The following is a 21,565-nucleotide window of genomic DNA, read 5'->3' as shown; positions in this document are numbered from 1 at the left end:
GTTTCCTCAGGCGGCGGGGGCGACGAAGTTCTTCGGCAGGCCGGCGCGGGCGATATAGCCGTATAGTGGCTCGCCGGGCAGGGCACGGCTGAGCAGCTCGCGACTGGCGATCAGGCGCTGCAGGTCGATGCCGGTGGCGTAGCCCATGCTCTGCAGCATGAACACCAGGTCTTCGGTCACGGTATTGCCCGAGGCGCCGGGGGCGAAGGGGCAGCCGCCGAGGCCGGCGAGGGAGGCGTCCACCTCGGTGATGCCGTGCTGCACCGCCACCAGGCTGTTGGCCAGGGCCAGGCCGCGGGTGTCGTGGAAGTGTGCGGCTTGCAGCTTCGCGCCGGCGATCTCGCGGACCGCATCGATGGTCTCGCCGACCTGGCCCGGGGTGGCGTAGCCGGTGGTATCGCCGAGGGAAATCTGTTCGCAACCGGTTTCCAGCACGCGACGGACCAGGGCGCACAGGTCGGCCAAGGGCACTTCGCCCTGGCGGGTGCAGCCGAAAGCGGTGGACATGCCGGCGACCATGATGACGTTGTCGCGCCCGCTGCTGCTGCGCAGGTCGCACATGCGGGCGAATTCCTCGACCATCTCTTCCGGCGAGCGGCGCACGTTGGCCTGGCTATGGGCGGCGCTGACCGAAATCGGCGCGACGATCCGGTGGGCGCCGGAGGCCAGGGCATTCTCGGCGCCGCGCAGGTTGGGGGCGAGCACGGTGACGTTCAGGTCCGGGTAGGTCAGGGCATGGGCGACCACTTCGGCGGCGTCGGCCATCTGTGGCAGCAGGCGGGGGGGGACGAAGGAGGCGACTTCCATATGGCGCACGCCGGCGGCGTAGGCCTGGTCGATCCAGCGTTTCTTGTCGTCGGTGGGCATGATGCTCTGCAGGCTTTGCAGGCCATCGCGCATGCCGACTTCATTGATGATTATTCTTGTCATGGCATCTCTCGCGGGGTGATCTGCCGCCTAAGGTAGGCAGGGGGCGGGCGGGGGAAAAGACGTCTTTGGCGGGGGTATCCATCGTGGATGGCGATGGATCGATGCGGTTCGCACAGAACCCTGTGGGGGCAGCCTGCTACGCGGGCATCTCCGCCAACAGATGATTCAACAACCGCCGCGCCGAAGGTGACAGCGCCTCCTGGTCACGCACGCAGATCACGAACTCCCCCTTGGCCCAGGCATCGGTCAGCGGAATCACCTTCAACCCGAACATCGCCGCATAGCGCGTCACTGCTTCCCGCGGCAGGATGGTCTGGGCCAATCCGGCCTGGACCAGCCGGTAAGCCGCATCGAACGACGACACATGGGCGCGGATGCGCAGCTCCCGGCCCAGTTCCTGGGCGGTGTTCTGCATGAAACTGTTGAGGGTGGCGAAGGCCGAGTGGCCGATATGCTCGTAATCGAGGGTCTCGCCGAGGGTAATGCTGCTGCGCCCGGCCAGCGGATGCCGCTCGTTGACCACCAGCGCCAGGTGATCGCGCCGGTAGGGGATGAATTCCAGCTCGCTGGTGGACACGGTCTTTCGGCAGATCCCCAGGTCGGCCTGGCCCTCCAGCACACCGCGCACCACATCGAAGCTGAAGCGCTCCTCCACATCCACGCGGATATTCTCGTTGGCCATCATGAACGATGACAGCGACTCGGGGAGGAACTCCATGATCGACGAGATATTCGCGTGAACCTTCACATGCCCCCGCGCACCCTCGGCGTACTCGCTGATTTCCCCCTGCAGGCGCTCCATGCTCAGCATCAGTTGCCGGGCATGGCGCAACAGCGCCTGGCCGGCGGGGGTCGGCGTCACCCCGCGCTTGCTGCGGCGCAGCATCGGCACGCCAAGGTCGGCCTCGATATCGGCGATGCGCTTGCTCACCGCCGACGGCGCAATGAACTCGCGCTCGGCGGCGCGGGCGATGGTGCCTTCCTCGCAGACTGCGATGAACAGGCGCAGGGAGATCGGGTCGATGTGCCACATGAGGGGAGGCCTTGTGTTTATGTAGGCCGGTGCAGGATACGCAGGCCGCCGAGACCTGGGCAACCAGAACGGCAGGAGCGCCGCGGACCCTGTGGGAGCTGGCTTGTCGGACCGCCGAACCGCAGCGATAGCGGCGGTGAATTCACCTAAGTCATCGCTGGCAAGCCAGCTCCCACAGGGTGATGTGGTGTACTTGAGATGGCTACATCCGATCCACATCCACAATCGCCTGGGCAAACGCCCGTGGCGCTTCCTGCGGCAGGTTGTGCCCCACGCCACCTTCGATCAGGCGGTACTCGTACTTCCCGGTATAGCGCTTGGCATAAGCCTCGGCCGGCGGGTGCGGCGCGCCATTGGCGTCACCTTCCAGGGCAATGCTCGGCACCGTGATCGCGGGGAAGCCGGCGAGCTTTTTCTCGATGGCGTCATAGCGTGCCTCGCCCTTTTCCAGGCCCAGCCGCCAGCGGTAGTTGTACACCGACACCGCAACATGGTCCGGGTTGGCCAGCGCCGCGGCACTGCGGTCGTAGGTGGCATCGTCGAACTGCCACTGCGGCGAGGCGGTCTTCCAGATCAGTTTGGCGAAGTCATGGGTGTTCTGCGCATAGCCTTCGCGACCGCGCTCAGTGGCGAAGTAGAACTGGTACCACCATTGCAACTCGGCAGCCGGCGGCAACGGTTTCTTGCCGAGTTCCTGGCTGCCGATCAGGTAGCCGCTGACCGCCACCAGCGCCTTGACCCGCTCCGGCCACAGCGCCGCGACGATATCCGCGGTCCGTGCACCCCAGTCATAACCGCCGAGTACCGCGCTCTTCACCTGCAGTGCATCCATGAAGGCGATCAGGTCCTCCGCCAGCGCCGCCGGCTGGCCGTTGCGCAGGGTCTTCGGCGAGAGGAAGCGGGTTTCGCCATAGCCCCGGGCATAGGGGATCAGCACCCGGTAACCCTGTTCGGCGAGCGCTGGTGCGACATCGGCGTAGCTGTGGATGTCGTAGGGCCAGCCGTGCAGCAGGATCACCACCGGGCCATCGGCCGGGCCGACCTCGGCATAGGCGACATCCAGCAGTCCGGCCTTGATGTGCTTGAGCGGGCCGAGGGTCGTGTGGCTGCCGGCGACAATCGGGGCGATCTGCGGGGTGCTGGCCTGATCGGCATGGACGGCACCCAGCAGGCCCAGGTGCAGGGCGGTGGCGGCGAAGATCGAGGTGAGGGTGTTCATGGTCAGGCTCCTTCAGTGAGTGGTTTTGGCTTCGGCCAGCAGTTTTTCAATGACGTGTTCCTGGGTGGCATAGGCGCCCTCGCCGAAGTGGGCGTAGCGCACCTGGCCCGTGGCATCGATCAGGTAGTGGGCGGGCCAGTACTGGTTGGCGAACTGGCGCCAGATGGCGTAGTCGTTGTCGATCGCCACCGGGTAGGTGATGCCGAGCTTCTGCACCTGCTTGCGCACGTTGGCCGGGACCCGCTCGAAGGGGTATTCCGGGGTATGCACGCCGATCACCACCAGGCCGTCCTTGCCGTAGCGCTCGGCCCATTGCTTCACGTAGGGCAGGGTGCGCTGGCAGTTGATGCAGTCGAAGGTCCAGAAATCCACCAGCACCACCTTGCCGCGCAGGGCTTCGGCGCTGAGTTCAGGGGAGTTGATCCACTCCACGGCACCGCCCAGCGAGGGCATTTTTCCCTTGGGCGAGAGGTCCGGTTCGGTGGCGGCCTGGGCCTTGGCGATCAGGCGGTCGAGGGCCGTGGAGACCGACTTCAGCACCTGCTGCTCGACCCGGTTGGACAGTTGCGACGAGGTGTCCGCCAGCAGGCTGCGGGTACCGCCGCTGGCGATCCCGACCGCGGCCAGCAGCACCACCACGCCGGTACCGCGGCGCAGCCATTCGAGGGTTGGCAGGGACAGCCGCAGCCGCCGGCTCAGGCCCTTGCCGGCGAGGATCAGCACGCCCAAGGACACCGCGCTGCCCAGGCCATAGGCGAGCAGCAGCAGGCTGGTCTGGACATTCGGCCCGGCGAGCATGGCACCGCTGAGGATCAGGCCAAGGATCGGTCCGGCACAGGGCGCCCAGAGCAGGCCGGTGGCGACACCGATCAGCAATGAAGCCAGCGGACCCGAGGCCGACGCCCTGGGTGCGATCCGGTTGCCCAGGGCCACGAAGGGCCTGGCCAGCCAACTGCCGAGGCGCGGCGCCAGCAGCGACAGGGCGAACAGCATCAGCACCGCCAGGGCCAGGAAGCGGCCACCGGTATTGGCCTTGACCACCCAGTCGCTGCCGACCACCGCCAGGCTCGAGACGGCAGCGAAAGTCAGGACCAGGCCGCCGAGGGTCAGCAGGATCGAAGTGCGGCTCTGCCCGCCACGGGCGAAGACGAAGGGCACGACGGGCAGGATGCAGGGACTGAGGACGGTCAGCAGGCCGCCCAGGAAGGCAATGATCAACATGGCGTTCTCCGGTTGCGAGGGGGAGGGCGCCGCTCCGCAGATCGGCGCTTGCCAGGCATTTCACGCCGCCGAGGTATCCGGGATGTGTCGATCCACGGCCTTGCTGTCGCTTTTGGTATCTGTGTACCGTCCTGATACAAAACCCTACAAAGGCTGCTGCCAGCCCCGGGGCGTCTCGCTAGACTCAGCGCACCTCCCGCTGAGCAAGGCCACTGCAATGGACTCCAACGCTGATCACGTGCTGATCGTCGACGACGACCGCGAAATCCGCGAACTGGTGGGCAACTACCTGAAGAAGAACGGCATGCGCACCACCCTGGCCGCCGATGGCCGGCAGATGCGCAGTTACCTTGAAGCCGGCCAGGTCGACCTGATCATCCTCGACATCATGCTCCCCGGCGACGATGGCCTGGTGCTCTGCCGCGAACTGCGCGCCGGCAAGCACCGAGCCACACCGGTATTGATGCTGACCGCGCGGGACGATGAGACCGACCGCATCATCGGCCTGGAAATGGGCGCCGACGATTACCTGGTCAAGCCGTTCTCGGCCCGCGAGCTGCTGGCGCGGATCAACGCCGTGCTGCGACGCACGCGGATGCTGCCGCCGAACCTGCAGGTCAGCGAGCAGGCGCGCTTGCTTGAGTTCGGCACCTGGCGGCTGGACACCACGGCGCGCCACCTGCTCGATGCACAGGACACCGTGGTCGCCTTGAGCGGGGCCGAATACCGCTTGCTGCGGGTATTCCTCGACCATCCGCAGCGGATCCTCAGTCGCGACCAGTTGCTCAACCTGACCCAGGGCCGCGACGCCGACCTGTTCGACCGCTCCATCGACCTGATGGTCAGCCGCCTGCGCCAGCGCCTGCTGGATGACGCGCGCCAGCCGGCCTATATCAAGACGGTGCGCAGCGAAGGCTATGTGTTCAGCTTCCCGGTGCGCCTGGTCGGAGCCGGCTCATGAAGCGCTGGCCGCGCAGCCTGGCCTCGCGCCTGTCGCTGATCTTCCTGGCCAGCCTGATCCTCGCCCATGGCCTGTCCTTCGGCCTGCAGACCTTCGAGCGCTACAGCAGCGCGCGGACCCTGATGCTGAGCAACTTCGAGCAGGACATCGACACCTCGGTGGCGATTCTCGAACGCCTGCCGGCAGCGGAGCGCCCGGTCTGGCTGCCGCGCCTGCAGCGACCGAACTACAGCTACCAACTGGACCAGGGCGAAGCGGGCATCGAGATGACCGACGAACCGGCCTCGGTGCAATCGATCAAGACCACCCTGGGCGCGCACTACGCCTTGAGCTTTCGCGATATTCCCGACGTCCGCCCGCATTACCAGGCCCACCTGCGTTTCGCCGATGGCCAGCCGCTGACCATTGATGTGCGGCCGTCGATCATGCCGTTGTCGCCGTGGTTGCCGGTGCTGTTGCTCGGGCAGCTTGCCCTGTTGCTGATCTGCACCTGGCTGGCGGTACGCACGGCGATGCGCCCGCTTGCCCACCTGGCCAGCGCCGTGGAAAACCTCGACCTCAACCAGCAAGGCCAGCGTCTGGAAGAACAGGGCCCGAGCGAGGTGGTGCAGGCTGCCGTAGCCTTCAACCGCATGCAGGAGCGGATCGCCGCTTATGTGAAGGAGCGCGTGCAACTGCTCGCCGCCATCTCCCACGACCTGCAGACGCCGATCACCCGGATGAAGCTGCGGGTCGAGTTCATGGACGACTCGGCGGACAAGGACAAGCTCGCCAGCGACCTTGAGGAGATGCGTCACCTGGTCAAGGAGGGCGTGGCCTATGCCCGCAGCACCGAGCCTTCGACCGAGGCGCGGAGCCGGATCCGCTTGAAGGCGTTTCTCGACAGCCTGGTGTTCGACTACCGCGATGTCGGGCGGGCGGTGGAACTGCTGGAAACCGGCGATCTGCTGGTCAGCAGCCGGCCGCAGGCGTTGCGTCGGCTGCTGACCAACCTGATCGACAACGCCCTGAAGTTCGGTGGTGAAGCGTGGGTGCGCGTGCTCGAGGAGGGTGGTGCCGGCCTGTCGATCCAGGTACTGGACAACGGGCCTGGGATACCCGAGGCGCTGCTGGGGGAAGTGGTGAAGCCGTTCTACCGCCTGGAAAGCTCGCGTAACCGGGATACCGGTGGTACGGGATTGGGCCTGGCGATTGCGGCGCAGCTGGCGGTGAGCCTGGGGGGAGAGCTGCGTTTGGGCAATCGGCAGGAGGGTGGCTTGTGTGCCGAGGTGAGATTGCCCTTGGTCTAGTGTCTCTCCTCAGGGCCTCCCACAGTGTCCGCGGCGCACGCAGAACCTGTGGGAGCTGGCTTGCCAGCGATGAGGCCCGGGAGGACAGCTCAACTCGACGCAGACTACGCATTTGCAAAGAAGTTCCAGTAACAGCAGTTCGATGAACATTTTGCCGATGACCGGCGCTATGTGATTGCCATCATCCAGCCACTTGGTATGCCATCAGGTTAGTTGTACGACAAGGTCTCCGGGCCTATCCAGGCAGACCCGGGAATGAATTTCACATTTTGATACATCCACTCACATGAGTGATTCGAAATGGCTATAAGGCCATTCAGTTGGGTTCTATCTTTGGTTGTAAGCTGGCATTCGGGTGATAGCGGAAAGGCATAACCTCCAAATGGAGGTGCCATCATTAAGCTATCAACTATCTGTTCGAAGCCACGCATCTTTGCACCCTAAGGCGAGTTACCTGCTGGCCAGGCCGGCTCACAGTGGCTGATGACTGCCACCCCCGTAATCATTGCTCCGCGTCGTTTTTGTGATGCGCTTCACATTATTTATCAGGTGATTTCGGAGCGAATCGGGCGTGATTCAACGGTGCTCTTTTTCGGCGCTCGACGTTCGTAACTCACCAATGGAATGCGATGTTCTCTTGAGTTTTTTCTCGCCGAACCCGACTCTCAGGTCGTCAATATACTCGGACTTTTCCTCTATTTTAATTTGTTCTAATAGGTTCGCAGTTTTCTGTTCAGGTTTTTCTCTGCATTTTATTTTGGTTTATTTGTATCGGCTCTCTTTTGGTTGTTAACTTTGCTGCTGATACCAGTATTATTTTATCTGCGTTTCCTGGATGCGATTTATATGAGCGCCTCATCGAATACGTTTTCTGCTTGTACCCAGAAAGTATAACTTTCTGCATTTTTACTTGCGCGCAAAATATTTGCGGGACAGCCTTGCGTCGCTGTGAATCCCTTGTTCTGCAAGGGCTGCGGGCATGGTTCTGACCCGTGGGTCGATTATTTTGCGCACTTATGAAAGTTGCACTTCGTCGCGTCAAACCCTCGGCGTCAAAAAATATCAGCAACTTGCCGTTGACCGTTATTGCTAACGGCGCTATTAATGCGCCAACTCTACCCAGACCATGCTATTGGTCGTGACTGCGAAGGACTTGCGGGGGGAGTGGTAAACTACTTTGCGTGCAAGCTTCCTCGAAGCCGCTTGTGTGTGCCCAACTAAAAAAATGAATTGGCTGACTATTTTCGGCCAGGGCCTCGTATGCCCGAAACAATGCAAACGGTTTACCAAAGGACTGTTCGTCGCCCTGTTTTGGGGCGTCGCTCGAGTGTGCTTAATCGCTAGAGAAACAACGATGCCGGATGTATCACGACGCTCGACACACCTGTCCCGCGCAACCTCCTCGCCAATAACTGACAGCAAGGTTCCCATGTTCAATTCCCCCGTACCGGCGAAGGCGCTGCTGTGCGCCCTCGGTTTTGCCGTGATGACAGCCAATGCCGCGATGGCCAGCGAAAGCGCGGCCCCGGCCACTCCGGCCCAGGCCTCCCAGAGCCGGGTGATGGTCAAGGCCGTCGAGTTCAGCGGTAACCGCACCTTCACCAGCGAGCAGCTCAGCGCGCAGATCGCCAACGACATTGGCCGGCCCATGAGCCTGGTCGAGATGAAGGCCCTGGCTGCCAAGATCGAGGCCTACTACCAAGCCGCCAACTACCGCCTGGTCAAGGTGGTGGTCCCGGCCCAGGACTTCGCCAACGAGCCGGCCCTCAAGCTGGTGGTGCTGGAAGGCTGGCTGGGCAATGTCCAGGTCACCGGCGCCAAGCGCTTCACCCCGGAACAGGTGCACGACGCCCTGACCGCCGGCGGCGTGGTCGAAGGCAAGCCGTTCACCCTGGAACAGGTCGAGCGCGCGCTGACCCACCTGAACCGCCTGTCCGGCATCGAAGTCACCTCGACCCTGCAGCCTGGCGTGCAGACCGGTTCCACCGACCTGGTGGTCGACGTCACCGAGGCGCCGCGTATCCAGGGCGCCATGGAAATCAACAACTACGGCAGCAAGGACACCGGCGAAACCCGCCTGATGCCGAGCCTGAAGTTCGCCAACCTGACCGGCCACGGCGACGAAGCCAACGTCCTGGCCCTGACTTCGGTCGGCGACGGCGACCTGTGGTACGGCTACGTCGACTACAGCCTGCCGCTCAACGCCCAGGGCACCAAGGCCCGCGCCTACTTCTCGAAAGGTAACGTCGACGTCGGCAACACCTATCGCGTGCTGGAGATCGAGGGTGACAACCAGAGCTGGGGCCTGGGCGTGTCCCAGGACTTCGTGCGTTCCGCGCGCAGCATCGTCACCGCCGAAGCCTGGCTGGAATCCCAGGACCTGGAGCAGAGCATCCTCGGCGTGCGTACCGCCGAAGACAAGATCCGCAAACTGCGCTTCAGCCTGAACCTGGACAACTCCGACCTGTACGGCCGCACCCTGGCCACCGCCGGCCTGCACTACGGCCTCGGCGAGGCCCTGGGCGGCATGGACGACGACTCGCTGATGTCCAGCCGCGCCGCCGCCAAGGCGGACAACAAGTTCACCAAGTTCACCTTCGACGTGGCTCGCCTGCAGCAGATCACCCCGCGCTTCCTGGTGATCCCGCGTATCGCCGGCCAGTACTCGCTGGATTCGCTGGTCTCCAGCGAGCAGTGGGGCGTCGGTGGTTTCAACTCGGTGGTCGGCCATGCGCCTTCCACCTACTCGGGCGACCACGGCTTTACCGCCAGCCTCGAGGGCCGTTATTCGCTGTTCAAGGACAACGACCGCTACCAGGCCACTGCGCGCCTGGACCACGGTCAGGTCTGGTTGAAGGACCCGCTGGTCGGCCAGGACGACCATCAGGACCTGAGCGGTGCCGCCATCGGCCTGCTGGCCCGGCCGATCGACAGCGTCGACCTGCGCGTCGATTTCGGAGTGCCGATCGGTGACAAGACCGAAGACAGCTCCTACGTCTACGCCCAGGCCCGCTATCGCTTCTGAGCCCCGGAAACCACACCCCATTTGCACAGGTAAGTACTTATGTCCCGCAAGAAGAAAGGCACACAGAGATTCATCAAGGCGGTTTCGGTTTCCGTCATCGGCGCGACCAGTTCGGTTGCGCTGGCAGGCCCGACCGGCGGCGTCGCGGTGCAGGGCGGCATCAGCATCGGCACCATGAACAACAACGAGCTGGTGATCACCCAGGCCCTGCAGAAGGGCATCATCAACTGGACCGATTTCAGCATCGACGCGGGCGAACTGGTGCGCTTCGCGCAGAACGCCGGTAACGACTCGATCACCCTGAACCGGGTGCTGGGCAGCCAGGTCTCGAACATCCAGGGCGCCCTGCAGGCCAACGGCAACATCTTCCTGATCAACCCCAACGGCATCGTCTTCGGTGCCGGCTCCCAGGTCGACGTGGCCGGCCTGCTGGCCACCACCTTCGACGTCACCGACCAGAGCTTCATCGACGGCGGCCAGCTGAACTTCGCCCAGGTCGCCGGCAAGGACCTGGCCAGCGTCGCCAACCAGGGCACCATCACCGCGGGTAGCGGTGGTTTCGTCTACCTGGTCGCGCCAAAAGTCGATAACTCCGGCTTCGTCATCGCCAACGTCGGCCGCGTGACCATGGCCGCCGGTGACCGCTTCACGGTCAACCTGCAAGGCAGCAACCTGATCAACTTCAGCGTCAGCGCCGACACCCTGGCCGCCGCCACCGGTAACGACCTGACCGGCGTCAAGAACAGCGGCACCGTGACCGCCCAGACCGTGCTGATGCAGGGCAATTCGGCCAGCGGCCTGATGAGCTCGGTGGTCAACAACAGCGGCATCATCGAAGCCACCGACCTGACCATCGAAGCGGGCGATATCGTCCAGAACAACGTGATCAAGGGCGTCGGCACCGCAGCGGCCACCACCGCGACCCTGACCGCCGGCAAGACCATCACCACCGGCGCCAACAGCTCGACCCGCGCCGGCACCCTGAACCTCAGCGTGAAGGACGAAGGCGCCTCGATCGGTTCCGAAGAAGGCGCGCTCACCGTCGATGCCGACGTGCTCAACGCTTCCTCGCAAAGTGGCAACGTGCTGGTCACCGACGTCAGCGGCGGCGTCGCCCTGGGCGACGTCAAGGCCGGTACCCCGGCAGCTGGCGGCAGCGTGGTGATCACCGCGCAGAACGGTTCCATTACTTCTGCGGACACCTCCAAGGCCAACGTCACCGGCTACTCGGCCAAGCTGGTCGCCGACGGCGCGGTCGGCAGCGACAGCACCGCGGTCAACACCAAGGTCGGCGTGCTCTCTGCCTCGACCCAGAACGGCGGCATCAACGTCAAGAACGACGGCGCGCTGATCCTTGGCGACGTGGTCGCCCGCGAGCAGATCACCATCAACGGCCAGTCCTCGGTGTCCGGCGCGGTGGACAACAGCGGCGCGATCACCCTGAGCAACGGCAGCACCGGGACCAAGAACGTCAAGGTCCAGGCCAGCGAAGGCGTGATCCTCACCGGTACCGTCTCGGCCACCAACGGCCTGAGCGTCACCTCCGACACCGGCAGCATCCTTGCCGCCCAGGCCGGCACCTCGCTGGTCGGTCGTAGCGTCAACCTGTCCGCCGGTGGCGAGATCGGTGACGCCGCCCAGTCCCTGAGCACCCAGAGCAACACCGTCAACGCGGCGGCCGGCAACGGCGGCGTGTACCTGAGCGAAAGCAACGGCCTGACCGTCGGCACCATCACCGCTGCCGGCACCGACAACAACGTCGTGCTCAACGCTACCCAGGGCAACATGACCATCGGCAGCCTTACCGCCACCGGCGGCGCCGTGACCCTGAATGCCGACAACGGCAGCATCATCTCCGCCAGCGGCTCGACCACCAACGTCACCGCCAAGGACCTGACTGCTTCGAGCAAGTCCGGCATCGGTACCTCGGCGAAGAAGCTGGGCACCAGCGTCGATACCCTGACCGCCACTACCACCGCCGCCCAGGCCGGCGTCTACGCGACCAACGACAAGGCCCTGAGCGCACTGTCGGTAACCACCCCGAACGGTGACACCAACGTCGCCTTCACCGGTGGCTCGCTGGTCTACAGCCGCACCCTCGGCACCCTGACCCTGAACCGCACCCAGGCGCTGGACCTGTCCTTCGCCAACACCGCCGCCGGCCTGAAGCTCAATGGCATCGACGCCGGTGCCGACAAGAACGTGTCCCTGACCGCCGCCGGTGATATCACCCAGGGCAGCGGCAGCGTGGTCGGCAAGGACGTGGTCATCGACGCATCCGGCAGTGTCGGCGCCGTTGGTACGGCCCTGGCCACCCAGGCCAGCAGCCTGAACGTGACCAGCCGCAATGGCACCGTCAACCTCGCCAACACCTCCAGCGACCTGACCCTGACCGCCAAGGCCAACGCCACCAACGGCGCGATCACCGCGACCCAGACCGGCAACCTCGCAGTCAACTCGGTCATCGCCAAGAAAGCCGTGGACCTCAGCGCCGGTGGTGCCGTGACCACTGCCGCCGACGCCGTGGGCACGCCGATCTCGGCCGGCTCGCTGAACGTTACCGGTGCCTCCATCGGCACCAGCAGCAAGGCCCTGTCCAGCCAGGTAGCTGGCGGCGCAGTGAACCTGACCGCCACCGGCGGCGACGTGAACTTCTCCAACAGCGGCGCCATCAGCCTGCTGGACGTGCTTGCCTCCAGCGGCAAGATCGCCTTCCAGAACGCGGGTGACACCGTGGTTGGCCAACTGCAGGCCAGCGGCACCATCGACTTCAAGGTCACCGGCAACGTCACCGACGGCAACGGCAGCGCCGCCAACTTCATCACCAGCGGCCTGACCGCGGCGGTGAAGTCCTTCGGTACCAGCGGCGACGCCCTGGAAATCCAGGTCGACAACCTGGTGATCGACGCCGCCAACGGCGGTATCTACGCACGCCAGAGCAACGGCAACCTGCTGTCCCTGGTCCAGGTCACCAGCGGTGGCACCGGCAGCGACATCCAGATCGACGCCGATGGCTCCATCAAGCTGGGTAACGTCGATGCCGGCGGCAACAACGTCAAGATCGCTGCCGGTGGCAGCATCGAAGATGGCCGTACCGACCGCAGCAAGGCCAACGTCGTCGCCCGCTCGCTGGACATCAGCGCGCCGAACGGCATCGGCCAGCAGGGCGACCTCGCCCTGGACGTCAGCTTCCTCTCCGCCGCGGGCGGCAGCGCGGGCGTGACCGCGACCAACGCCGGCGCGGTGGCCGTGGACGCCAGCTCCCTGACCGGCAAGGGCACCAGCGCGATCAACATCGTCGCTACCGCCATCACCATCCTCGACAACAACGGCGGCACCATCACCATGGATGGCGGCTCGCTGGTGCTGAAGGCGACCTCGGGCAACATCGTCTTCCTCAACCAGAACGACACCATCTACCTGCCGGGTGGCGGCAGCATCACCCTGATCGCCACCTCCAAGGCCAGTTCCCAGGTGCCGGGCTACGACGGCGTGATCATCGCCGGCAACCTGAAGACCGACGGCGGCAACATCACCCTGCAGGCGCAGTCGAACATCACCATCGGCATGCTCGATGCCGGCAGCACCGGCAACGTCACCGTGGCCTCGGCCGGCGGCGTGATCCTCGACGGCAACGGCACCGCGCAGAACATCCGCGGCAATAACGTCAGCCTGACCGCCAGCACCCCGAGCGAGCACACCGCCGAGCTGACCCGCGACACCGCCATCGCCGAATACTCGGCGCGCGACGCGGAAGCGGCGGCCAAGCTGCTGCAACTGAACATCCTGATCCAGCAACTGAAGGACTACGAGGCGCTGGTCACCTCGGCCACCCTGCAGAACAGCCTGGCCGAACTGACCCAGCGTCTGTCCGAGATCAACGCCAACGCGCAGTCGGCCAAGGTCGACAGCATGTCCGCCAAGGCCGACGCGCTGAACACCGCGCTGAACGCCGCCACCGTGGTGCGCAACGCCGCCGCCGTGATCGCCGGTGCCGCCCAGGCCGTTCCGTTCTCCGGTGACGCCGGTGCCGACGCCGCCTTCGCCGTGGTCGACCTGGTGATGTCCGCCGCGTCCCTGGCCCTTGACAGTTACGAGCGCTACAGCCTGGCACCGCAGCAGGACCTGCTGGTCGAGCTGAACAACACCCTGGACGTGGCCAACGCCGCGGTCTACACCGCCGCCACCAACCTGGCGACCACCACCCAGATCCGCGACACCACCGCGACCTCCAAGGCCACGGCCGACCTCGCCGTGTTCAAGGCCAACACTGCCCGCGACGCCGCCCTCCAGGTGCGCAAGCAGGCCGTGGCCGCCTACGACCTGAACCAGCAGATCGACAGCTCCGCCGACAAGCCGCTGGGCATCACCGCCAACCGCCTGGACATCAACAACGGCGGGGTCATCGACTCCAGCCTGTACCTGAACTCCACCGGCAGCCTGGGCCTGGGTGACATCACCGTCGCCGCCGGCGAGAAGATCGTCGCCGAAGCCACCGGCAACGTCGGCGTGGTCGGTACCGTCAACAGCAACACCTCCATCAGCCTCAAGGCTGGCCAGGCCATCCTCGGCCAGGGCGGTGTGCTGGTCACCCCTGACCTGAAAATGGTCGCCGGCAACGGCATCGGTGCCCTGCAAGCGGTCAACACCAAGACCGACCGTGTTGCAGCGGACGCCGGCAACAGCGGTGTGGCCATCGTCAACGCCAATGGCGGCGCACTGCTGACCATCGGTACCCAGGGCGCGGTCAAGGGCATCACCGGTGCCGGCGATATCAGCGTCACCACCGATGGCTCGCTGAAGATCGACCAACTGGTGAAAGACAGCACTCACAGCCACACCGTGAGCCTGACTGCCACCGATGGCGCGATCGTCGACGGCAACACCGTCGAGCGCAATGTCCAGGGCGGTACCCTGGTGGCCAAGGCCGCCGGCAATATCGACCTCGACACTGAAGTCGACACCCTTAACGCCGACATCACCAACGCTGGCAACATCACCGTGCGTGAAGCCAACGGCGTGACTGCACGCAACCTGAAGACCGCCAGCGGCAACATCGACCTCAAGGCCGGCGGTGCCGTGGTGGTGGGCAGCCTCGACGCCGGTGCCGGCACTGGCACCATCGACCTGCATGCCGATGGCGCGGTCTCCGATGACCAGGACAACACCACCCTGATCGTCGCCGACACCCTGAACATCAACGCGGCCGGCAGCGTCGGCGCGGTGGGCAGCAACGCCAACCGTCACCTGGACCTGAAGGTCAACACCGTCAATGTCACCGCCAGCGGCGAGGTCAACCTGGCCGAAGCCGACAGCCTGACCATCGGCACCCTGGAAACCGAGCAGGGCAACGTCACCGTCACCACCGCTGGCGCGCTGAACGTCGGTCGCATCAGCACCGCCAGCGACACCGTGACCCTGGTATCCGGCGACACCATCACCAACGCCGGCAGCGGCGACGACAGCAATATCGACGCGGGCAACCTGTCCCTGTCGGCGATCAACGGCATCGGTACCGACAAGGCGCTGAACGTCAAGGTCGACAAGCTGGTCGCGCAAACCGGTAACGGCGGCGTCAAGGTCAAGGACCTGGACGGCGACCTGGTCATCGGCGGCGTCACCGCGAACCTGGGCAACCCGTCCATCCTCGGTGTCACCGCCAACGGCGGCGATATCGAGGTCGGCACTGCCGGCAACCTCACCGTTAACGAAGGCGTGGTCAGCAGCGTCGACGGCGCGATCAGCCTGCAAGCGGGCGGCAACCTGGAGCAGAACGCTTCCCTGTTGGCGAACAACGGCAGCCTCTCGGTCAAGGCCGGTGGCGATATCGTCATGCAGTCGGGCGTGCTCTCGGCCTCCCAGGGCAACGGCAACATCACCTACAAGGCGGGTGGCAACGCCAGCCTGCAGCGTCTGAATGCCGTTACCGGCAACATCGACCTGAAGGCTGAACAGGGCGACCTGACCCTGAACCGGCTGGTGCAGACGGACGAAGGCAACATCACCGCCCATGCCGGCGGCAACCTGGTGGCCGAGCAGGAAGTGCTGGTCGGTGCGGCGGGCGATATCCAGCTCACCGCCCTGGGCACCCTGACCCAGAAGGCTCTGGTACAGACCGGCGCAGGCGATATCCGTATCGGCGCGCTGGGTGACGTGACGGCCCTGGACACCGCCAATGTGATCGGGACCGGCGACATCACCTACCTCAGCTTCGGCAACCTGAACGTGCAGCAGGTCAATACCGGCGCTGGCGACATCAACCTGGGCGCGGCGGGCAACCTGACCCAGAACGCCCTGGTCATGACCGGCGAAGGCAATATCACCGCCAACGCCGGTGGCAACCTGACCACCCTGGCGCCGACCGCTGTCATTGGCAATGGCACTATCGACTACACCGCCGGCGGTAACCTGGACCTGCAGCAAGTCACCACCTCGGCCGGCAACATCGACCTGAAGGCGGGCGGCAACCTGATCCAGAACCAGCTCGTGCAGACCGGTGCTGGCAACATCACCGCCAAGGCCGACGGCAACCTGACCACTCTGGCCGACACCACCGTGAACGGCACCGGCAACATCGACTACAGCGCCGGCGGCAACGCCAGCCTGCAGCAGGTAACCACCGGTGGTGGCAATATCGGCCTGAAGGCTGGCGGCAACCTGGTCCAGCACGCCGTAGTGCAAACCGTTGCCGGCAACATCGTCGCCCATGCCGACGGTGACCTGACCACTGAAGACGACACCACCGTGATCGGTGCGGGTAACCTCGACTACAGCGCTGGCGGTAACGCCAACCTGCAGCAGGTGACCACCGGCAGCGGCAACATCGACCTGAAGGCCACTGGCAACCTGACCCAGCACGCGCTCGTGCAGACCGGCGCGGGCACTATCACTGCCCATGCCGACGGCGACCTGAGCACCGAAGCCACCACCAGCGTGGTTGGCACCGGCAACATCGACTACAGCGCTGGCCGTAACGTCAGCCTGCAGCAGGTGAGCACCGGTACCGGCAACATCGACCTGAAGGCCACCGGCAACCTGACCCAGCACGCGCTGGTGCAGACCGGCGCGGGCACTATCACTGCCCATGCCGACGGCGACCTGAGCACCGAAGCCTCCACCAGCGTGGTCGGCACCGGCAACATCGACTACAGCGCTGGCCGTAACGTCAGCCTGCAGCAGGTGAGCACCGGTACCGGCAACATCGACCTGAAGGCCACCGGCAACCTGACCCAGCATGCTCTGGTACAGACCGGCGCCGGCACTATCACTGCCCATGCCGACGGCGACCTGAGCACCGAAGCCACGACCAACGTGGTCGGCACCGGCAACATCGACTACAGCGCTGGCGGCAACGCCACGCTGCAGCAGGTGAGCACCGGCGGCGGCAACGTTGACCTGAAGGCGCTGGTCGGCAACCTGACCCAGCAAGCGCTGGTGCAGACCGCTGGCGGTCAGGTCAATGCCAGCGCTGGCAGCGACCTGATCATGAGCGTTGGCGCGCAGACCCTGGTCAACGGCCAGGGTGACGTGACCTACACGGCCGGCAACAACCTGCTGATCGACGAGATCCGCACTGCCGACGGCAACGTCAACCTGGCCGCCACCACCGGTGACATCCAGGTCCAGGGCACTGCGGCACGCAACGTCACGGCCAGGCAACTGACCGCCAACGCGGGCGGCAGCATCGGTACCAACGATGCGCTGCGTACCGATATCGACACCCTGGTGGCCAAGGCTGGCAGCGGTTCGATCGTGGTCGACGAAGCCAACGCCATCACCCTCGACGACGTCGCTGCGGCCAATGGCCAAGTGGCGGTCAGCGCCGGTGATATCAGCGTCAAGCAACTGCAGGGCGACAGCCTCTCGCTGAACTCCAGCGGCAAGGTGGTTACTGCCACCGGTGGCCTGGTCAAGGGCGGCAGCCTGGACGTCAACGCCGAAACCGGTGTCAACCTGCACACTGCGGTGGACAGCGCCACGGTCCGGGTCAACGGCAGCGGTGATGTGGTCCTGGCCGAAGACGACGGCATCAGCCTGAATCGCCTGAGCACCGCCGATGGCAACATCCGCGTCAACGCCGGTGGCGACATGGCCGTGCGGACCGTCGATGCCGGCAGCCACAACGTCAGCCTGACTTCCACCAGCGGCGCCATCGTCACCCAGGCTCAGCCGAGCTTCTTCGCTCGCCTGCTGTCCCGTGTGGCCCAGGCCACCGGGATCACCGGTGACCGCGTCGAGCTCAATGCCGCTACCGGCCTGGGCAACGGCGAGCAGGGCGCACTGCAACTGCACGGCAGCACCGTGGCGGCCAGCACCAGCGGCGGCGACGTCAACCTGGCGCAGAGCCAGGCCGTCACCCTTGAGCAGGTGCGTACCGGCAACGGCAATGTCTCGGTCAGCGTGGCCGACGGCAACGCAACCGTGGGTGCGGTCAGCGGTAGCGGCTCGGTGAGCCTGTCTGCCGAAAACGGCCAATTGGTCGACGATGGCAATGCCAACACCCGGGTCCAGGGCAACGCGCTGAACCTGACCGCCAGCAATGGCATCGCTACGCAGACCCAAGGCAGCAGCGTCAACGCCCAGGTCACCGGCAGCGGCAACATCGCCATCGACGAGGCCGACGGCCTCAATCGCCTGACCGTCAACAGCGCCAACGGTGACGTCTCGGTCACCAGCCGCACCGGCAACATCGGTGTGGATGTGGTCAATGCCAGCGGTCATGCGGTCAACCTGAACGCCAACGCCGGTGCGATCCTCGATGCCAACGGCAACGCGGCGAGCAACGTCAACGCGCAGAGCGCCAACCTGGTCGCGGCCAGCGGCGTCGGCCAGAGCGGCAACGCGTTCGACGTCAACGTCCGGACCCTGGCGGGTAACGGCGGCAACGGCGGTGCCAACCTGAACAGCACCTCGACTGCGGCGCTGAACGTGAGCGGTCTGTCGACTGCCCAGGGCAACATCGCCCTGACTAGCGCTGGCGACCTGAACGTCAACGGTGCGGTCAGCAATGGCGGCGCGGGCAACATTGCCCTGAGCGGTACCAACGTCAACCAGAACGCCGATATCAGCACCAGCGGTCGCGGCAATGTCAGCGTCACGGGTAGCGGTGACGTGGTCATGGCGGCCGGCAGCACCACCAGCACCGACACCGGTACCGTCAGCTACCAGGGTGGCAAGACCATCAAGGTGGCGTCGATCCAGACGGCCAACAACATGGGTGGCGGCAAGGTGGTGTTCGTTGCACCGCAGGTCCTCGACAACATGCCGGGCGTGGCCAACGTGCGCGCATGGCAGGTGTCGATCAAGGCGGACAACGGCAATGCCGCGCTGATCCAGGAGCTGATGGGCGACGTCAACGACTCGTCGCAGGTCGACCTGGGCAGCCGCGTCATCGGCGGCAGCCTGGCCGAAAGCCGTCGCTTCATGGAAGCGCTGCTGCAGCCGGCGATCGTCCAGCAGACCGGTCCCGAGAAGCTGTTCGATGCGGGCCTGCTGACGACCAAGCAGGTCACGCCGTACAACGGCTTCGTCGAAGGCGAAGACGGGGTGATGACTTACAACAAGTAAGTCGGAACCTGTAATGAAAAAGGCCGCCGGGGAGACCCGGCGGCCTTTTTTATTGGTGTGTCTGCAAGGGCCGTGTCGCTGGCGACACTCGCGCAGCCCCGCCTCTACGGCACCGCCGAAAACACCGACCCGGTAATCCGCTCGCTCAGTAACTCCAGCGCCCGCAACCCCGCCAGCGAATTCCCCGAGGCATTCAGTGCCGGCGACCACACGCAGATGCTGTAGCGCCCCGGCACCACTGCAACGATTCCGCCGCCGACACCACTCTTGCCCGGCAACCCCACCCGATAGGCGAAATTCCCCGCTTCGTCATACAGCCCGCTGGTGGCCATGATCGCGTTGACCTGCTGGGCCTGGCGCGGGCTGAGGATCTGCTCGCCGCTATGCGGGCAATAGCCGCTGTTGGCCAGGAAGGCGAAACCACGCGCCACATCCACGCAGTTCATCGACAGCGCACAGTGATGGAAATAGCTGCGCAGCACTGCATCCACATCGTTATGGAAATTGCCGAAGGCGGTCATCAGCCAGGCCATGGCGGCGTTGCGTGCGCGGTGCTGGTACTCGGATTCGGCCACCACGGCATCGCTGACGATCCGCGGATTGCCCGCCAGGCGCCGGACGAAGTCGCGCATGGACAGGGCCGGGGTGGCGAAGCGCGACTGGTTGATATCGCAGATCACCAGGGCCCCGGCATTGATGAACGGATTGCGCGGCCGGCCCTTTTCCACTTCCAGCTGGACCAGCGAGTTGAACGCCTGCCCGGACGGCTCGTAGCCCAGCCGTGTCCAGATCTCCTCGCCGCTGTGGTTGATGGCCTGGACCAGGCTGAAGACCTTGGAAATGCTCTGGATCGAGAACGGCGTATGCGCGTCGCCAGCGCAGTACAACTGGCCGTCCAGGCTGTGCACGGCGATGCCCAGCTGGTTCGGCTCGACCTGGGCGAGGGCGGGGATGTATTGCGCGACCTGGCCCTGGCTGAGCAGGGGGCGGACCTGGTCGAGGATCTCTTGCAGCATGTCTTGCATCGCGACGGCCTTGGGTGCGGGAGCATGGAGTAGTCACAGACGATGCGCCACGCGCCCGAGGCACGTGCTCAGTGCCCGCTCGCCGCCGCGCTGCCCGGGGTTCTCGGCCCCGGGGTGAAGCCGTGGCGATGGGCACTCCAGGCGATCAGCAAGCCAATGCCGATCAGTACCAGCATCGCCCAAGGGAAGGCTGCCGCGCCCCAGTGGTCGAGCAGCACTCCGCCGACCACGCCGCTGCCGGCGATGGCGCTGTTCCAGGCCACCACGTTGAGCGACAGGGCGACATCCGCACCTTCCCCGGCGGCATCGGCCAGGGCGGTCTGCAGCAGGGTCGCGGCACCGCCGAAACTCAGCCCCCACGCGGCCACGCCGAGGTAGATCACCAGGGGCTGGTCGGCGCACAGGGCGAAGACCAGGGTGACTGCGGCAAAGCCGACGAGGCTGGCGAGGGTGGTTGCCCGCAGTGCCGGTTCGACCCGTTTCGCCGTGAGCCAGATGCCCGCCAGGGCGAACATGCCGAACACCAGCAGCACTAGGTCAACCCGTGTTTCCAGGCCGGCCTGGGCTACGAACGGCGCGATGTAGGTGTAGAGAATGTTGTGCGCCAGCATCCAGCTGATCACCACCGCCAGTACCGGACGCACGCCGGGCGTGGTCAGCACCTGGTGCAAGGACTGGCGCTGGTGCGCGGCTTGCGGCGGATAGTCCGGGACCTTGACCAGCACCCAGGCGATCAGCACCAGGGTCAGCAGCGACATCAGGCCGAAGGTCGCGCGCCAGCCCATGGCACTGCCCAGCCAGGTGCCCAGCGGCACGCCGAGGGACAGCGCGATCGGTGTGCCGACCATGGCCACCGCCAGGGCCTTGCCTTGCTGATGCGGCGCGACCATGCGCCGGGCATAGCCGGCCAGCAGGCTCCAGGCCAGGCCTGCGCAGACCCCGGCGCAGAAACGTGCGACCAGGGTCACGCCGTAGTGGGAGGAGAGGGCGGTGATGGAGTTGAACAGCAGGAAACCGACGATGGTCAGCAACAGCACATTGCGTCGCCGCCAGCCGCGGGTGGCGATGGTCATGGGGATCACCGCCAGCACCGAACCGAGGGCATAGGCGGTCACCATCTGCCCGGCCATGGACGGGGAAATATCGAGCCCGGCGCTGATAAGCGGCAACAATCCGGCCGGCAGGGTTTCGGTGACGATGCAGAGAAAGCCGGTCATGGCCAGGGCGAGCAGGGCGCCGAGGGGCAGGCGCTGGTCTGTCGCGGGGAGGGAGAGCGAGGCGGTCACGGGAAAGGT

10 protein-coding genes are annotated in these 21,565 nt (G+C 65.3%); 4 read left to right on the top strand and 6 right to left on the bottom strand.

Annotation, left to right across the window (positions count from 1 at the left end; genetic code table 11):
• Positions 1–6: 6 nt before the first annotated feature.
• From AC2CQI_RS09445 to AC2CQI_RS09430, 4 genes are all read right to left on the bottom strand, one after another.
• Positions 7–930, bottom strand: a complete 924-nt coding sequence (locus AC2CQI_RS09445; protein ID WP_484579982.1) for a hydroxymethylglutaryl-CoA lyase — start codon at positions 928–930, stop codon at positions 7–9.
• Between the two features lie 136 nt (positions 931–1,066).
• The gene (locus AC2CQI_RS09440) at positions 1,067–1,963 is read right to left on the bottom strand and encodes a LysR family transcriptional regulator (protein WP_484579981.1); all 897 of its coding nucleotides are present in this window, start codon (positions 1,961–1,963) and stop codon (positions 1,067–1,069) included.
• Positions 1,964–2,165: 202 nt separating this feature from the next.
• On the bottom strand, positions 2,166–3,182 hold the full coding sequence (locus AC2CQI_RS09435) for an alpha/beta fold hydrolase (protein ID WP_484579980.1): 1,017 nt from the start codon (positions 3,180–3,182) through the stop codon (positions 2,166–2,168).
• A gap of 12 nt (positions 3,183–3,194) precedes the next feature.
• A complete protein-coding gene (locus AC2CQI_RS09430; RefSeq protein WP_484579979.1) occupies positions 3,195–4,403 on the bottom strand; it encodes a cytochrome c biogenesis protein DipZ in 1,209 nt (402 codons plus the stop codon).
• Positions 4,404–4,620: 217 nt separating this feature from the next.
• On the opposite strand from AC2CQI_RS09430, the gene AC2CQI_RS09425 reads away from it, so the two are divergent.
• The 4 genes from AC2CQI_RS09425 (at position 4,621) to AC2CQI_RS09410 (ending at position 19,245) form a co-directional block, all read left to right on the top strand.
• Positions 4,621–5,364: a response regulator gene (locus tag AC2CQI_RS09425; protein WP_075805105.1), complete on the top strand. Its 744-nt coding sequence runs from the start codon at positions 4,621–4,623 to the stop codon at positions 5,362–5,364.
• Positions 5,361–6,653 carry an ATP-binding protein gene (locus tag AC2CQI_RS09420; RefSeq protein ID WP_484579978.1) on the top strand — a complete coding sequence of 431 codons (1,293 nt, stop codon included), beginning with the start codon at positions 5,361–5,363 and terminating at the stop codon, positions 6,651–6,653. The genes AC2CQI_RS09425 and AC2CQI_RS09420 overlap by 4 nt, the downstream gene beginning before the upstream one ends.
• Before the next feature lie 1,429 nt (positions 6,654–8,082).
• Positions 8,083–9,678 (top strand): ShlB/FhaC/HecB family hemolysin secretion/activation protein, encoded by a 1,596-nt coding sequence (locus AC2CQI_RS09415; RefSeq protein ID WP_484579977.1) that lies wholly within the window; start codon positions 8,083–8,085, stop codon positions 9,676–9,678.
• Between the two features lie 39 nt (positions 9,679–9,717).
• On the top strand, positions 9,718–19,245 hold the full coding sequence (locus tag AC2CQI_RS09410; RefSeq protein ID WP_484579976.1) for a beta strand repeat-containing protein: 9,528 nt from the start codon (positions 9,718–9,720) through the stop codon (positions 19,243–19,245).
• Positions 19,246–19,349: 104 nt separating this feature from the next.
• On the opposite strand, the gene glsB is transcribed toward AC2CQI_RS09410, so the two are convergent.
• Both glsB and AC2CQI_RS09400 read right to left on the bottom strand, forming a co-directional pair.
• The gene (gene glsB, locus AC2CQI_RS09405) at positions 19,350–20,270 is read right to left on the bottom strand and encodes a glutaminase B (RefSeq protein WP_075805108.1); all 921 of its coding nucleotides are present in this window, start codon (positions 20,268–20,270) and stop codon (positions 19,350–19,352) included.
• Between the two features lie 68 nt (positions 20,271–20,338).
• Positions 20,339–21,556, bottom strand: coding sequence for an MFS transporter (locus tag AC2CQI_RS09400; protein WP_075805109.1), 1,218 nt, complete (start codon positions 21,554–21,556; stop codon positions 20,339–20,341).
• Positions 21,557–21,565 lie beyond the last annotated feature (9 nt).

The sequence above is a fragment of the Pseudomonas sp. P2S-1 genome, from assembly GCF_057197725.1.
Note: the sequence above shows the minus strand (reverse complement) of the source record. Positions and strands in the feature narration are given on the sequence as shown.

Bases quoted from the DNA above. Each gene is read 5' to 3' on its own strand.
- AC2CQI_RS09445 (WP_484579982.1), bottom strand. From the start codon at position 930: ATGACAAGAATAATCATCAATGAAGTCGGCATGCGCGATGGCCTGCAA.
- AC2CQI_RS09440 (WP_484579981.1), bottom strand. From the start codon at position 1,963: ATGTGGCACATCGACCCGATCTCCCTGCGCCTGTTCATCGCAGTCTGC.
- AC2CQI_RS09435 (WP_484579980.1), bottom strand. From the start codon at position 3,182: ATGAACACCCTCACCTCGATCTTCGCCGCCACCGCCCTGCACCTGGGC.
- AC2CQI_RS09430 (WP_484579979.1), bottom strand. From the start codon at position 4,403: ATGTTGATCATTGCCTTCCTGGGCGGCCTGCTGACCGTCCTCAGTCCC.
- AC2CQI_RS09425 (WP_075805105.1), top strand. From the start codon at position 4,621: ATGGACTCCAACGCTGATCACGTGCTGATCGTCGACGACGACCGCGAA.
- AC2CQI_RS09420 (WP_484579978.1), top strand. From the start codon at position 5,361: ATGAAGCGCTGGCCGCGCAGCCTGGCCTCGCGCCTGTCGCTGATCTTC.
- AC2CQI_RS09415 (WP_484579977.1), top strand. From the start codon at position 8,083: ATGTTCAATTCCCCCGTACCGGCGAAGGCGCTGCTGTGCGCCCTCGGT.
- AC2CQI_RS09410 (WP_484579976.1), top strand. From the start codon at position 9,718: ATGTCCCGCAAGAAGAAAGGCACACAGAGATTCATCAAGGCGGTTTCG.
- glsB (WP_075805108.1), bottom strand. From the start codon at position 20,270: ATGCAAGACATGCTGCAAGAGATCCTCGACCAGGTCCGCCCCCTGCTC.